This window comes from Pseudomonas deceptionensis, assembly GCF_900106095.1.
GTDB lineage: Bacteria > Pseudomonadota > Gammaproteobacteria > Pseudomonadales > Pseudomonadaceae > Aquipseudomonas > Aquipseudomonas deceptionensis.
The window spans coordinates 4057401-4072824 of sequence record NZ_FNUD01000002.1; the positions used below are offsets into that span (position 1 = coordinate 4057401).

A 15424-nucleotide genomic window follows, 5' to 3' on the forward strand; every position below is an offset into this window, starting at 1 on the left:
GCAAGCAGGCTCGCTCCCACAAAAAAAGGGTGCTGTTTCAAGTCTGATTATTGCCTTGGCTTTTGCTGTATAGCCACGCGATTGTCCAAACGGCACGAGTGCCCCTCACAGAAGGCCGAGCGCAGGGGCTGTTATGGGGGTGGCCTGTTTGGTGGCAGGATCTGTGACGCCTCCAATCCGCTGTGGGAGCGAGCCTGCTCGCGAAGGCATCACTGCGGTTGGCCAGATAGAGCGCGTCGCCTGCTTCGCGAGCAGGCTCGCTCCCACATAAAAAGGGTGCTGTTTCAAGTCTGATTATTGCCTTGGCTTTTGCTGTATAGCCACGCGATTGTCCAAACGGCACGAGTGCCCCTCACAGAAGGCCGAGCGCAGGGGCTGTTATGGGGGTGGCCTGTTTGGTGGCGGGATCTGTGACGCCTCCAATCCGCGGTGGGAGCGAGCCTGCTCGCGAAGGCATCACTGCGGTTGGCCAGACAGAGCGCGTCGCCTGCTTCGCGAGCAGGCTCGCTCCCACAAAAAAGGGGGCTGTTTCAAGTCTGATCATTGCCTTGGCTTTTGCTGTATAGCCACGCGATGGTCCAAACGACACTAGCGCCCCTCACAGAAGACCGAGCGCAGGGGCTGTTTTGAGGGGGGCGCCCTTACGGCGAGGCCACGGTCACTCCCCCGCCATCCGCTCCAGGCTGTTGCTTAGATGCAGCAGCATGGCCGCGCGGGCGGCGTCGGGGTCTTGCCGGCGAATGGCACGCAAGATTGCCTCATGTTCCAGCACTGCCATTTGCCCCAACTGCTTCAGGTCGGCATCACCGCGCTCCTCGCTATTGATCCGGGTACGCGGGATCGCCGAACGCCCCAGCTGCGCAATGATATCGGTGAAATAGGTGTTGCCCGTGGCCTGGGCAATCAGCCGATGGAAACGCAAGTCCGGCTCGACACTGCTGTCGTTATTGGCCAGTGAGTCCTGATGGTCATCCAGCGCCTGGCGCATCTGCAGCAGTTGTTCTGCCGTGCGACGTTTGGCAGCCAGCGCCGCAGCCTGGGTCTCCAGCCCCATGCGCAACTCAAGGATGCCGCGCACGCTGGCCGCGGTATCGCGGCTCAACTGAATGCCATGGCGCTGATCGCGCTCCAACACGAAGGTACCTATCCCGTGCCGGGTTTCGACCAGCCCCGATGCCTGCAATTTTGAAATCGCCTCACGCACCACCGTGCGGCTCACACCCTGCTCACGCACGATGGCCGACTCGGAGGGCAGCTTCTCGCCGGGAACCAGCTGGCCCAACAAGATCCGTTGTGTCAGCTCGGCCACGATATCGTGGGCCAGGCCGGGGGAACGCTTGCGAACCATTGCGTTCTGCGGGTCGTGCATGGGGCAATTCCTTTCGAACAAGACCTCCTGATACTAGCACTACAACCGCCCCCAACATGTATGACAACCAAGTTAATATGCAGACAGCCCACCGTGTATAAAGACTTCAAGCCGCCAGACGAGCATTTAAAAACCGCCATCAACCCCGAGAAAATCGGCATAAAGCGCTATAAAATCGACTAAAAGCATTCATAGAGGGATTTTTTATAACTTATTGGTTTGTTTCAGGGCATTGCGAGGGCAAAAGTCAACTCGTATGATGTCCGTCAACTGCAAGCCCGACTTGCAGCACACATCACCCGCATAAAAATAATCAGTGGGGCTTTGAATTGTGAACACTTCCAGTAACCCGTCTGCTGCGCACGCCAACGACCCTGTCCTGGCGCGTGCGATCCAAAAGGTGAAGAGGCATGTACTGCCGCTCTTCGTCATCATGTTCATCGTCAACTACATTGACCGCGTAAACATCGGCTTTGTGCGTACCCACATGGAGCACGACCTGGGCATTGGCGCCGCCGCTTATGGCTTCGGTGCCGGGCTGTTCTTCATCGGCTACGCGCTGTTCGAAGTACCGTCCAACATGCTGCTACAAAAAGTCGGCGCCCGCATCTGGCTGACCCGGATCATGTTCACCTGGGGCATCACCGCTACCCTGATGGCCTTTATCCAGAACGAAACCCACTTCTATATTCTGCGTTTTTTACTCGGCGTGGCCGAAGCCGGATTCTTCCCGGGCGTGATCTATTACTTCACCCGCTGGCTGCCCGGCGCCGAGCGCGGCAAGGCGATTGCCATCTTCCTCAGCGGGTCGGCGCTGGCCTCCCTGATCTCGGGGCCACTGAGCGGTCTGTTGCTGCAAATCACCGGCATGGGCCTGCATGGCTGGCAGTGGATGTACATCATCGAAGGCATGGCCTCAGTGTTTCTGTGCGGTTTTGTCTGGTACTGGCTGGATTCCAAACCCCATGACGCGAAGTGGCTCAGCCGTGAAGAGCAAGATGCGCTGGTCAACGAAATTGACCGCGAACAGCGCGAGCGCGATGCGGTAAACACCGTCAAACCCAGCATGCTTACGCTACTCAAGGACCGCCAGATCATGCTGTTTTGCGCGATCTACTTCTGCATCCAGCTGACCATTTACGCGGCGACCTTCTGGCTGCCGAGCATCATCAAGAAAATGGGTGACCTGAGCGACATGCAGGTGGGTTTTTTCAACTCGATCCCGTGGTTGATTTCAATCATCGCCATGTACGCCTTTGCTTCGCTGGCCAGCCGTTTCAAGTATCAACAAGCCTGGATCGCCACGGCCCTGCTGATTGCCGCGCTGGGCATGTTCCTCTCCACCACCGGCGGCCCGATCTTTGCGTTTATCGCCATCTGCTTTGCCGCGATCGGCTTCAAGTCGGCGTCTGCGCTGTTCTGGCCCATCCCCCAGGGTTACCTGGATGCACGCATCGCGGCGGCAGTGATCGCGCTGATCAACTCCATCGGCAACCTCGGCGGATTCGTCGCCCCCACCACCTTCGGCTTTCTGGAACAAACCACAGGCTCGATTCAGGGCGGACTCTATGGCCTAGCCGGTACGTCGATCATTGCGGCCATCATCGTGTTCTTTGCCAAGACCAAACCCACGCCAACGGCTGTGCCCCCCGCCGCCCTGCAACCTGCCTGACAAGGAACAGACCATGAACGCCGAACATCAGCACCACAGCACAAAAGCCCCGATCGTCACCAGCTTGCAGGTGATCCCGGTGGCAGGCCATGACAGCATGCTGCTCAATTTGAGCGGCGCCCACGGCCCCTTCTTTACCCGCAACATCGTCATCCTCAAGGACAGCAGCGGCAATATCGGCGTCGGCGAAGTGCCGGGCGGTGAGCGTATCCGCGAAACCCTTGAAGACGCGCGCAGCCTGGTGGTGGGCCAACCCATCGGCAACTACCAGAGCATCCTCAACGCCATGCGCACCACCTTCGCCGCCCGCGACTCGGCGGGCCGTGGCCTGCAGACCTTTGACCTGCGCATCACCATCCATGCCGTCACCGCCATGGAAGCCGCCCTGCTCGACCTGCTCGGTCAGTTCCTTGAAGTGCCGGTGGCAGCCTTGCTCGGCGAAGGCCAGCAGCGCGACGCCGTGAAAATGCTCGGCTACCTGTTCTATATCGGCGACCGCCAGCAGACCGACCTGGCCTACCGCAGTGAAGCCGATGCCGATGACTGGTTCCGTTTGCGCCATGAGAAAGCACTGACCCCCCAGGCCGTGGTCCGCCTGGCCGAGGCGGCACAAGCCAAATATGGCTTCAACGATTTCAAGCTCAAGGGTGGCGTACTGCGCGGCGCCGAAGAGATCGAAGCGGTGACCGCACTGGCCGAACGCTTCCCCGCTGCCCGCATCACCCTGGACCCCAATGGCGCCTGGTCACTCAAGGAGGCCATCGCACTGTGCCGCGACCAGCACACAGTGCTGGCCTATGCCGAAGACCCCTGCGGTGCGGAAAACGGCTATTCGGGACGCGAAGTGATGGCAGAATTTCGCCGTGCAACCGGGCTGCCCACCGCCACCAACATGATCGCCACCGACTGGCGCGAAATGGGTCATGCCATTCAGTCCCAGGCCGTGGACATCCCCTTGGCCGATCCGCACTTTTGGACCCTGCAGGGTTCGGTACGGGTCGCGCAGATGTGCCACGAGTGGGGCCTGACCTGGGGTTCGCACTCCAACAACCACTTTGATATATCCCTGGCCATGTTCACTCAGGTTGCAGCCGCGGCCCCTGGCGAAATCACCGCCATTGATACCCACTGGATCTGGCAGGACGGCCAGCGCCTCACTCGCGAGCCGCTGAAAATTGTCGACGGCCACATCAAGGTGCCCGCCAGACCGGGGCTGGGCGTAGACATCGACATGGACGCCGTGGCCAAGGCGCATGAGCTGTACAAAGGTATGGGCCTGGGTGCGCGAGACGACAGTGTGGCGATGCAGTACATGATTCCCGGCTGGAAATATGACAACAAAAAGCCCTGCCTTGTACGCTGAGTTCGCCATTGATCAATGGCGTGAGATTTGACTGAAGGCGCCTGCAACGGGCGCCTTTTTCATGCCTGAAAAATGGATCCAATACTGAATCGCAGGCAAAAAAAAGCCCAAGTAGCTGATGGAAACTTGGGGCTTAAAAATGCATAAACCGTGGTAGGTGAACGCAGGGCGATCTTACCCTATCGTAACAATCGGTAACAAGTGATTCTGCACAATTTATTTCAAATCAATACTGACCTAAGTCATTAAATCGCCACGTTTTTTATTATTTTTTTGGATCCAACGTGATTATAAAAAGCCATTACGGGGCTTGATTTGAGTATTTATTACCCACCTTGAAACCCGTCTGCGCTCACCGCGCCGGTGCCTGAATTGCGTTGCAAATCAAGCACTCTGGCCGCTCTTCAGCCTGCGTAGTTAGCTCGCAGCGCCATCAAGCCGCCCTGATAGATCCCGGCAAACAGTTCTTGTGCCTCTTCATCGCTGACACTCAGAGGCGTGAAACGCCCCGACCAGGTCACCCGCGAGGCGTCGCCGTGGGCTTCGACGCGCAAGGTCGCCAGATAATCGGTCACCGGGAACGGCGCCTTGGTGATGGAGTAACTGTAGGTTTTGCTCGCGTTGTCGAACTTTTCAAGCCGCTCGACGATCACCGTGCCATCTTCGGTACGCAACGTGCGCAAGCGCCCGCCTTCGCCGGGTTCGCTTTTAACAACAAACGGCAGCCAGTCCGGCAGTGAGTTGAAACCGCCGATCAATTGCCACACCTGATCGGCCGAAGCGGGAATATCGATAAACGCGGATGCAGTTGCCATGTGAAATGTACCTGTTTGAAGAGATGGGGTTTGACCGCCCTGCTTTCGACGGTCCGGATGTACGGTGTGAAGGGCGACAACATGCTGCGCGAAAGGCGCCCGATTGTCTGCTGCGAACACAACCTCGACAGCGACTGCAGATCCCTGGGCCGCCGGAGGGCAACCCGGCGTCCACACAACATTGCGCCGCGCCCGGTTACTCGAACAGTGGCCTGAAGAAGCTTCGCTCGTAGCTCAGAATGCAGCGGTTGTCTTCTGCCAGCTTGAAGGCGGCAATGCACTCGGCATCGGTTCTGGAGCGCTCCCGGTAGTCTTCATAGACCGCGAGGCTGGGGAAGGTAAACATTGCGAGGGCGATGTTGTTGGCGCCTTCTGAAGGCAGGAAGTAGCCGTGGTGCTGGCCGCCGAACTTCGCTACCAGCGGTATCCACACTTTCGCATAAGCTTCGAATTCGGCCAGTTGATACGGGTCAATCACATAACGCAGGTAGCACGTGATCATCGGTTCATTCCATGAGGCGAAAAGAGACCGAGACTAGTCTCCAGCCGCCTCACGGGTCAACACGCTCACACCGCGTGCAGGCGATCATCCTCGGCGTAGATCGCAGTGTGCAGGCCGCCCTCGGCATCCCGCCAGGCGCGGTACATGCCCGGGGTGTTGAAGCTCAGTACCGTCTCGCCGGACGGTGTCACGGCGACCACGCCGCCGTTTCCGCCCAGGTCCTTGAGTTCGCCCTGCACCACCTGTTCGCAGGCGTCTGCCAGGCTCGATCCCACCAGCCGGATACGCGATGCAATATTATGTGCCACCACGGTACGCATGAAGAATTCGCCGTGACCGGTCGCTGAAATCGCGGCACTGCGGTCATCGGCCCAGGTGCCGAGACCGATCAGCGGCGAGTCGCCCACGCGGCCATAGCGTTTGTTGGTAATGCCGCCCGTGGAGGTGGCCGCCGCGACATGCCCCTGCCGATCCAGCGCCACGGCGCCCACGGTGCCGAATTTTTTCTCCACGCCACCCGGCTCCAGCAAGACCGTCTCCGGTTGTTGTTGCTGCGCAGCCCACTGGCGACGACGCAAGGGGGTGTCGTACCAGTCGTTGCTGACGTGCTCAAGGTCGGGTTGCTCGGACAGGAACAGATCCGCGCCCTCACCTGCCAGCAGCACATGCTCGCTGTGTTCCAGTACTGCCCGCGCACCGCAAATCGGGTTACGCACGTGGTGTACGCCAGCCACCGCCCCGGCTTCGAGGTTGGCGCCGTTCATGATCGCCGCGTCCAGTTCGTGGTCTCCCTTGTGGGTAAACACCGCACCTTTACCTGCGTTGAACCATGGGCACTCTTCGAGTTCGACCACGCTTGCCTGCACGGCGTCCAGGCTGCTGCCGCCCTGTTCCAGTACATCAACACCGGCCTTGAGCGCCTGCAACAGTGCTGCGTGGATCGCCTGTTCGTCATCTGGCGTCAGCACGCCGGGCATCAGTACACCGGCACCGCCATGCAAGGCCATCGCTATGGATTGAGTCATTGCGCATGCACTCCGTGATTAATTATCTGGCTCAAAAAGCGTTGGGTACGAGGTGATTCCGGGGCCGAGAAAAACCGCTCGGGCCGCGCTTCCTCGACGATTTCGCCCTGGTCCATAAACACAATACGGTCAGCAACCTTGCGAGCAAAACCCATTTCATGGGTCACACAGATCATGGTCATGCCTTCCTGCGCCAGGCTGGTCATCACGTCCAGCACCTCGGCAATCATTTCCGGGTCCAGTGCCGAGGTCGGTTCGTCGAACAGCATGACCTTTGGCTGCATGCACAGAGCCCGGGCAATCGCGATACGCTGCTGCTGACCACCGGACAACTGCGAAGGAAACTTGTTGGCGTGGTCGCGCATCTTGACCTTGTCCAGCAAGGCCAGCGCGCGCTCGATGGCTTCAGCCTCGGGTACGCCCAGATTGGACGTCTGCGGCAACGTGCAGTTTTTCAGTACCGTGAGGTGCGGGAACAGGTTGAAGTGCTGGAAGCACATGCCCACCTGCCGGCGAATACGCTCCAGGCCCTTGACGCTGCCATTGAGCTCCTCGCCCAGCACTTCGACCAGGCCCTGCTGGTGTTGCTCAAGCTGATTAATGCAGCGGATCAAGGTCGATTTACCCGAGCCGGACGGCCCGCAGATCACCACTTTTTCTCCGGCTTGCACATTCAGCGAGATGTTTTTCAACACGTGGGCATTGCCGAACCACTTGTTCAATTGTTCGATACGCACCATCGCGGCGGCATCTGCCTTGGGTTTCAGGATCATGAGCGGCTTTGCTCCATACGAAGTTCAAGATGTCGGGCATAGCGCGACAGTGCAAAACAGATGACAAAGAAATAGATCGCCAGGAAGACGTAAATTTCGTGGCCGTACTCAACCCACTCTGGCGCTACGGCAGTGCTCATGGCGATACCGACGATGTCCAGCACGCCGACAATCATCACCAGGGTGGTTTCCTTGAACAGGCCGATAAATTGCGTGAGCAAGGGCGCAATGGATTGCTTGAGCACTTGCGGCAGGATGATCTGGCCCATGGTTTTCCAGTAGCCAAAACCCAATGCCATGGCGGCTTCGTATTGGCCCTTGGGCAGGTTCTGCAAACCGCCGCGCAGGGTCTCGGCCATATAGGCGGCCGTGAACAGGATCAGCACCAGTTGCACCCGCAGCAGGATGTCGAACACCGAGCCCGGCGGCAGGAACAGCTGGATCATCAACGACGCCATAAACAGCAGCGAGATCACCGGCACCGAGCGCACCAGCTCGATATAGAGCACGCACAGCATGCGGATAACCGGCAACTTTGAACGTCGACCCAGGGCCAGCAAAATCCCCAGCGGCAAGGCGAATATCATCCCCGCAGTGCCCAGAAACACTGTCACCAGCATCCCCGCGAACTTGGTCGAAGACACTTCAGGCAACCCGGCGCCGCCCTTGAGCAACCACCACATCACGATCGGCAGCAAGGCCAGATAGGCCAGCAGCACGCGGCGGTCCAGACGCTTGAAAAACAGCAGCGCAAACGCCGTACCCGCCAGCACCATCGACAGGGTTACCCGCCACTGCTCGGCTTGCGGGTAGAAGCCATACACAAACAGGTTCCAGCGTTGGGTAATTGGCAGCCAGCAGGCGCCGTTGGGGTTGCAGTCCTTGGCGCTGTCGCCCACGAACGTCGCGTCGAACACCAGCCAGTTGAGTACCGCAGGAACGCACCAGCACAACAGTGCAATGACGCTGAGCGTCAGCAGGCTGTGGCCCACACTGGGAAACAGCTGGCTACGGCTCCAGGCCACGGCCCGCTGTACCCAGGGCAATTTTGGAGGTGCCAGCGCGATAGCCAGTGATTGATTCATGGCGGTCATGTTCAGTGCCCCCTCTGGCCGATACGGTGGTTGTAGAAGTTCATCCCCAGGGAGATCACCAGGCTGATCGCACAGTAAGTGCCCATGACCAGTGCGATGCACTCAATGGCCTGACCCGTCTGGTTAAGGGTGGTACCGCCGGTAGACGACACCAGCTCCATAAAGCCGATGACCACACCCAGCGAGGAGTTCTTGACGATGTTCAGGTACGTGTTGGTGATCTGCGGAATCATCGGGTAGATCGCTTGCGGCACGATCAGTTGGCGCATGGTTGACCCGGATTTAAAGCCGAGCGCTTTGGCCGCTTCATACTGACCACGATGCACCGACTCGATGGCACCCCGCACGATTTCTGCGATGTAGCTGGCGCTGTAAAACGACAGGGCCAGGACCAGTGCAAGCATTTCCGGGACCAGGGTAATCCCGCCCTTGAACCCGAAACCGTGGGGCACCGGCACCTCCCATTGCACATGGGCACCGCTCAAGGCGTACACCAGCAATGGCAGCAACACGGCCCCGGCCAGAAGCGCGGGCCAGCGTCTGGAGGCAAAGCCGCGCCACGGCGTACGGGCTTCCTTGTAGCGACAAATCAGATAGCCCAGCAACGTGCCCAACACCATCAGGGCCAGGCCCCAGCCAACCTGACCGCCTTGCGCAAGCCAGGGCAGGTTCAGACCGTTGTTGTTCAAAAACACGACGCCAAACAACGAGGCCGAGTGCTTGACCCCGGGCAACGCCAGTACCAGGCCGTACCACCAGACCAGATGCACCACCAGCGGCACGTTGCGCAGAAACTCGATGCAGGTCCCGCTCAGGCGCTTGATCAGCCAGTTCTCCGAGACGCGGGCCATGCCCAGCGCGCCACCCAGCAGAGTCGCCAGCACAATGCTCAGCACCGACACCAGCAAGGTGTTGAGCAAACCCACCAGATACGCCCGGGCATAGGTCGCGTCCGGGGTGTAATCAATCAGCGAGAAACTGATGTCGTAGCCAGCACGCTGAGAGAGAAATCCGAATCCAGAGGCGATATTCAGATGCTTCAGGTTCAGCGCGGCGTTACTGGAAAGCAGGTAGAAGACTGCCGCAACCAGGGCCAGTACCAGCCCTTGCTGCAAGACACTCGAAAGACGCAGGTTGTGCGAACGATGGGTCGACATGACAGTAATCCCCTTAACGAATCGGCGGTGCATACATCAAGCCACTGTCTTTCCAGCTGCGGTTCAGCCCGCGCGGGATATTCAGTGCCGTCTGCTGGCCGAGGTTACGGTCGTAGATTTGCGCGTAGTTGCCGACTTGTTTGAGGGCGCGATACGCCCAGTCACTGTCCAGGCCGAAGGACGGACCGATCTTGCCTTCAGTGCCCAGCAAGCGGGCGATATCGGTCGACGCGGTTTTATCGCCGCGCAGTTGGTCGACGTTCTCTGAAGTCACACCCAGCTCTTCGCCCGTCATCAGCGCGTAGGCGGTCCAGGTCACGATATTGCGCCAGGTGGTGTCGCCCTGAGCGACGAAAGCACCCAGTGGCTCCTTGGAGATCACTTCCGGCAACAGCACGTAGTCCTGGGGGTTGTTCATCAGCGCCAGCCGGGCCGCCAGGCCCGAGGAATCGTTGGAGATTGCATTGCAACGCCCGCGCTGGAAGGCGGCGTAGAGTTCGGGGCTCTTTTCGATGACCACGGTTTTGTAAGTCAGGCCGCGCCGACCGAAATAGTCTTCAAGGTTCTGCTCGGAGGTGGTGCCCGGCGACAGGCAAAAGGTTGCACCGTCCAGATCCGTCAGCTTTTTGATGCCATCCGCTGCGTGGGTCATAAAGCCCTGGCCGTCGTAGAACCAGACCGTGGTGAAGTCCACACCCAGGTTGGCCACCCGTTCGGCGGTCCAGGATGCGGCCCGCGAAAGAATGTCGATCTCCCCGGAAGCCAGGGCGGTAAAGCGATTTTTGGCGGTGGTGGTCAGGTACTCGACCTTGTCCGCATCGCCCAACACCGCGGCCGCAACGGCACGGCACAAATCCACGTCCATGCCGGTCCAGCGGCCTTTATCGTCGATCAGGGAAAACCCCGGTTTGTCACCGGCCACGCCGCAGCGCACGCTGCCATGTGCCTTGACCTTTTCCAGCACACCTGCCTGGGCGACTTGAGCACTGGTCACCAGCAGCGCCAGCAGTGGCGCCCCAAGTAAAAGCTTCGCCCTATCCAATTTGTGCATATCATTGCCCCTTCAAAATTCTTCTTGTTATGCCTGTCAACCACAGTTCAACGGCAGGTGGCGGTTCAGTCGCACAATAAAGACAGAGGCATGGGCCGGATAGCGACTATTGATCCACTAATCTGGACGGGCTATCGAATATTGGAATAACTCTATGAACATCGACTGGTATGAAGACTTTCTCGCCCTGGCCGATACCGGCAAGTTCACGGCAGCGGCCAGCATGCGCGGCTCTTCGCAATCGGCGCTGAGCCGGCGAATCCAATTGCTGGAAGCGCATCTGGGGGCAACCCTGATCGACCGCGAACGCAACCCTGTGCGACTGACGGCCGCCGGTGAAGCCTTGCTGCCCAATGCCGTGGAACTGGTGCGCATGGCCCGCGACTGCGAACAGAGCGTAAAAGTGCTGAATCGGCCGCTGACCTTTGCCTCATTGCACACGCTGGCGTGCAACTTCTTCCCGGACTGGATCAGCCAGTTGAACAGCCCGCAAACGCCCCTGTTCACCCGTATCGATACCGGCTATCGCAGCACCGATGACTACTACATGGCGCTGATGTCCGGGCGCTGCGACTTCATCCTGTTCTACCGTGATACCAAGACCGCGCCCTACTCCCGGCAAAGTGAGTTCGAGGTCAAGTCCCTGGGCCATGACGAGCTGTACTGGGTCGCCACCCCGGCACTGGCGATGCATTGCGCGCAGACCGATGAACCGATCCCGCTGCTCAGTTATTCGCGCAGTGCGCAACTGCACGAATTGTCCCGCACCCAGATCAACCGCCACCCCCAGCCTCATCGCCTGCTTCAGGTGTTTGAGGCCACCGTGTCCGAAGCCCTCAAACCGATGGTCGCCAGCGGCCAGGGCGTGGCGTGCATGCCCCACAGCATGGTTGCGCCGCTGATCGAGCGCGGGGAACTGGTGCGCTTGTATCCGGACATGGAATCCGACCATCTGGAAGTGATTCTGGTGCGCTGGCGGGACAACCGTAACCCGCAGGCCGATGCGCTCTGGCAGCGGTTATAGACAAAGGGCATGTAAAAATCCCGGGGGCCGCTGCGCAGCGGCTACAGCATTTTCCAAAGACTCACGCCCTCCTCCTGTAGCCGCTGACGAGGAGTACGAGGCTGCGTTCGAGCGCGCAGCGGTCGCAAAACCGGTACACGCGGTATGCCTGATTAACCGAGGAAGCTGACTTTGCGACTGCTACGTCGCAGTGGCGCACCAAGCCGAACGCAGCCTCGCACGGCTCGTCAGCGACTACAGATCGTGAATGCACCCCACCAATCAGGCCGGCCGGTCGGCCGCCTCGGCGTGCAGCGCTTTTGATCTGCCCGCCCCTTCGGGAGGCCGAGAGGAGGTTCTGCTTAGTGGGTCGACCGGCATCGATGCCGGGAGAGCCGTGTTGGGCCATGGATGGCCCGTCACGGCGGGCCCACGGAGCGTACCTGCGCGAGGGACACCTGAGCGCAGCGAAGGCCGTACGCTGGGGCGAGGACTTTTTGGTTCCTTTTTGGTCCTTCAAAAAGGGACTCGCTGTAAGAGCGAAACCATAATTTCAGTTAACTGCGGATGCCGGATATGTACCCCGTGTGCCAGTTGTTTTGCGATGCGCCCGCACCTACGCCGAGTACATATCCATTCGATGTGTCACGACTTTCTACGGGTTCCGCCCTTACGGCGGGTCACTTTTTCCAGACGCCGAAAAAGTAACCAAAAAGGCTTGCCCTACCATACGGCCGCCTCGCCCAGGCTCGGTGGTTCCCTCACTTCGGCACTGTCATGGGCATTCGCGTCGTCTGGACATACGTGTGGTTCCAGCAAAAGCAAAAGCAAAAGCAAAATCCATCGCAGACGCCACAGAACCTTGCGCAAAACGTTTTAGCGCCAACATACAAGCCCCTGACGAGTAGAACGAGGCTGCGTCCGGGCGCGCAGCGCTCGCAAACCCTGCACACCCGGTCTGTCTGATAATCCGAGGGCTGCCCATCGCAGCCTCGCTGCGCTCCTCAGCGGCTACAGTTTGTCTGCGCCCAACCCTGCCTGAATTTTTTCCACCACCTCCTGCATCGCAGGCAGAAAACGGCGGGCAGCTTCTTCCACCGGCATGGCCTTGGCGATATAGACCAGGTTCAGGCAACCCATGACCCGCTCCTCGTGCATCACCGGGATCGCAATCGCCGCGATCTTGCGCTCCTCGCCCCAGTGCGCGTTGTTTTCGCCATACCCCTTGCTGCGGGTGTGCTCCACCAGTCGCTCGACGAATCGTCGATCCGCCGCCAGCGGCGATTGCGAGTCGTCCCGACTGATCATCAACTCGATCAATTCTTCTCGCTCGGCAGGCGGGCAAAACGCGAAGTATGCCCGCCCGGTTGCGGTCATCAGCAAGGGCAAACGGCGCCCCACCATCGAACGGTGAAACGACAGGCGACTGAAACGGTGAGTGGTTTCGCGAATCACCATGGCGTCGCCATCCAGGGTGCACAGGTCGGTGGGCCACGCCACTTGCTGGAGCAACTGGCCGAGCAAGGGCGCAGCAATCGAAGAAATCCACTGCTCATCGCGAAAGCCTTCGCTCAGCTCACGCACCTTCAGGGTCAACCGGTAACTGTCATCGGATTCACTGCGGCGCACGTAGCCTTCGGCCTGCAATGTCTCCAGCAAACGACGCACGGTCGTGCGGTGCAGGCCACTCTGCTCAGCCAGTTGAGCCGTACTGGCGCCCCCGTCAAAACGGTTGAGACCGTTGATCAGTAACAGCCCGCGCATCAGGCCCCGCACGGCCTTGTATTCGGTTTCGCTCATGTGTTTCCCATTATTTTTATCGGTAAATCAACGATGTGCACTGAGTGCACCCTAGCAAGGGTTGTCGTTGTTCACCAGCTTCGCGATTTCCATACTGCGCCCAACAAGAAATCCAAAAAAAGCGCTGTACGGAGATACCCATGAGTTCTGCACCCACTGCTTCCCCCTTGGACCTGAGCACCGATATCGCCATTGTCGGGGCTGGCCCTGTAGGGCTGATGATCGCCAATTACCTGGGCCAATGTGGTGTAAACGTCACCTTGGTGGAAAAGCTCGACAGCCTGATCGACTACCCGCGCGCCATTGGCCTGGACGACGAAAGCCTGCGCACATTCCAGGCCGTCGGCCTTGCCGATAACGTGCTGCCGCACACCACGCCCTGGCATGCGATGCGTTTCATGACGCCCAAAGGTCGCTGCTTTGCAGATATCCAGCCCAAGACCGATGAGTTCGGCTGGTCCCGCCGCAACGCCTTTATCCAGCCCTTGGCAGACCGCGTGCTGTTCGAAGGCCTGCAACGCTTTGACAACGTCAAGGTGCTGTTCGGCCGCGAACTCGAAGGCTTCGAGCAAAGCGACAGCGGCGTGCAACTCACACTTAAAAACGCCGAGGGCCGCAGCGAGCGCTTGCAGGCCAAATACCTGATTGGCTGCGATGGCGGCAACAGCCTGGTGCGCCGCAGCCTGGACATCAGTTTTGAAGGTAAAACCGCGCCCAATCAGTGGATCGTGGTGGATATCGCCAACGACCCGCTCAGCACGCCCCATGTGTACCTGTGCTGCGACCCGGTGCGCCCGTACGTGTCTGCTGCCCTGCCCCACGGCGTGCGCCGCTTTGAGTTTATGGTGATGCCCGGCGAGACCGAAGCCGAGCTGAGCAAGCCCGAAAACATGCGCAAGCTGCTGGCCAAGGTGCTGCCGGACCCTGACCGCATCGAGCTGATTCGCAGCCGCGTCTATACCCACAACGCCCGCCTCGCAGGCAGCTTCCGCCAGGGCCGGGTACTGCTGGCCGGGGATGCCGCGCATATCATGCCGGTCTGGCAGGGCCAGGGTTACAACAGCGGCATGCGCGATGCCTCCAACCTGGCCTGGAAACTGTCACTGGTGATCAAGGGCCTGGCCAGTGACCGCCTGCTCGACAGCTATGAGCTGGAGCGCCGGGATCACGCCAAGGCCATGATCGACCTCTCGGTTCTGGCAGGCCACGTGCTGGCGCCACCCAAGCGCTGGCAGGGCACCCTGCGCGATGGCGTGTCGTGGTTGCTCAACTATGTGCCGCCGGTCAAACGCTACTTCGTCGAAATGCGCTTCAAGCCCATGCCGCAATACACCCGTGGCGCCCTGATCGTGCCGAGCGAAAAAGGCTCGCCGGTGGGCAAGATGTTCATTCAGCCCAAGGTGCTGACCGACGCCGGTGCAACCGTGCTCCTCGATGAAGTGATCGGCGAGAATTTCGCGATTATCGCTTGGGGCTGCGACCCGACCTGGGGCCTTACGGCGGCGCAGATTGCGCAATGGAAAACCCTGGGTACGCGGTTTATTCAAGTGCTGCCGGATGTCCAGCTCAGGGCCCCGAGCGACGCCGGCAACGACGTGATTCGCGTCGGCGACAGCAGTGGCCGCCTGCGCGAGTGGTTCGCTCGCGGCTCATCGTCCATTGCCCTGCTGCGCCCTGATCGCTTCCTCGCCGGGCTGGCCACACCACAAACCCTCGACAAGGCCTGCAATGAACTGGCCCTGGCGCTTAACGCGCAACCACACATCACGGTGGCGCCAGCCGTCAGCAAGGTGGCTTGAG

The 15424-nt window shown here is 59.8% G+C and carries 13 protein-coding genes; 4 read left to right on the plus strand and 9 right to left on the minus strand.

All coding sequences use genetic code 11. The features are described from left to right. Positions 1-658 precede the first annotated feature (658 nt). Entirely contained in the window at positions 659-1369 is a 711-nt protein-coding gene (locus BLW11_RS18645; protein WP_048360947.1) for a FadR/GntR family transcriptional regulator, read from the minus strand. 331 nt (positions 1370-1700) lie between these two features. Here BLW11_RS18645 and BLW11_RS18650 point away from each other — a divergent pair, with 331 nt between their 5' ends. Then, positions 1701-3041 (plus strand): MFS transporter, encoded by a 1341-nt coding sequence (locus BLW11_RS18650; protein ID WP_048360946.1) that lies wholly within the window; start codon positions 1701-1703, stop codon positions 3039-3041. A gap of 13 nt (positions 3042-3054) precedes the next feature. Then, positions 3055-4404, plus strand: coding sequence for a glucarate dehydratase (gene gudD, locus BLW11_RS18655; RefSeq protein WP_048360945.1), 1350 nt, complete (start codon positions 3055-3057; stop codon positions 4402-4404). Positions 4405-4808: 404 nt separating this feature from the next. On the opposite strand, the gene BLW11_RS18660 is transcribed toward gudD, so the two are convergent. The 7 genes from BLW11_RS18660 to BLW11_RS18690 form a co-directional block, all read right to left on the minus strand. Further along, complete coding sequence (locus BLW11_RS18660; RefSeq protein ID WP_048360944.1) at positions 4809-5219, minus strand: SRPBCC family protein; 411 nt, start codon at positions 5217-5219, stop codon at positions 4809-4811. A gap of 196 nt (positions 5220-5415) precedes the next feature. After that, complete coding sequence (locus BLW11_RS18665) at positions 5416-5721, minus strand: NIPSNAP family protein (RefSeq protein WP_048360943.1); 306 nt, start codon at positions 5719-5721, stop codon at positions 5416-5418. A 65-nt stretch (positions 5722-5786) separates the two neighbouring features. Then, on the minus strand, positions 5787-6746 hold the full coding sequence (locus BLW11_RS18670) for an isoaspartyl peptidase/L-asparaginase family protein (RefSeq protein WP_048360942.1): 960 nt from the start codon (positions 6744-6746) through the stop codon (positions 5787-5789). Beyond that, entirely contained in the window at positions 6743-7519 is a 777-nt protein-coding gene (locus tag BLW11_RS18675; protein ID WP_048360941.1) for an amino acid ABC transporter ATP-binding protein, read from the minus strand. The genes BLW11_RS18670 and BLW11_RS18675 overlap by 4 nt, the downstream gene beginning before the upstream one ends. Then, positions 7516-8613, minus strand: a complete 1098-nt coding sequence (locus BLW11_RS18680) for an amino acid ABC transporter permease (RefSeq protein WP_048360940.1) — start codon at positions 8611-8613, stop codon at positions 7516-7518. Before BLW11_RS18680 ends, BLW11_RS18675 begins: the two co-directional genes overlap by 4 nt. A gap of 2 nt (positions 8614-8615) precedes the next feature. Further along, on the minus strand, positions 8616-9770 hold the full coding sequence (locus tag BLW11_RS18685) for an amino acid ABC transporter permease (RefSeq protein ID WP_048360939.1): 1155 nt from the start codon (positions 9768-9770) through the stop codon (positions 8616-8618). A 13-nt stretch (positions 9771-9783) separates the two neighbouring features. Further along, positions 9784-10821: an amino acid ABC transporter substrate-binding protein gene (locus BLW11_RS18690; RefSeq protein ID WP_048360938.1), complete on the minus strand. Its 1038-nt coding sequence runs from the start codon at positions 10819-10821 to the stop codon at positions 9784-9786. A gap of 154 nt (positions 10822-10975) precedes the next feature. On the opposite strand from BLW11_RS18690, the gene BLW11_RS18695 reads away from it, so the two are divergent. Further along, complete coding sequence (locus BLW11_RS18695; protein WP_048360937.1) at positions 10976-11845, plus strand: LysR family transcriptional regulator; 870 nt, start codon at positions 10976-10978, stop codon at positions 11843-11845. 990 nt (positions 11846-12835) lie between these two features. On the opposite strand, the gene BLW11_RS18705 is transcribed toward BLW11_RS18695, so the two are convergent. After that, complete coding sequence (locus tag BLW11_RS18705; RefSeq protein WP_048360936.1) at positions 12836-13624, minus strand: DNA-binding transcriptional regulator; 789 nt, start codon at positions 13622-13624, stop codon at positions 12836-12838. 140 nt (positions 13625-13764) lie between these two features. On the opposite strand from BLW11_RS18705, the gene BLW11_RS18710 reads away from it, so the two are divergent. Then, positions 13765-15423: a bifunctional 3-(3-hydroxy-phenyl)propionate/3-hydroxycinnamic acid hydroxylase gene (locus BLW11_RS18710; protein WP_048360935.1), complete on the plus strand. Its 1659-nt coding sequence runs from the start codon at positions 13765-13767 to the stop codon at positions 15421-15423. Position 15424 lies beyond the last annotated feature (1 nt).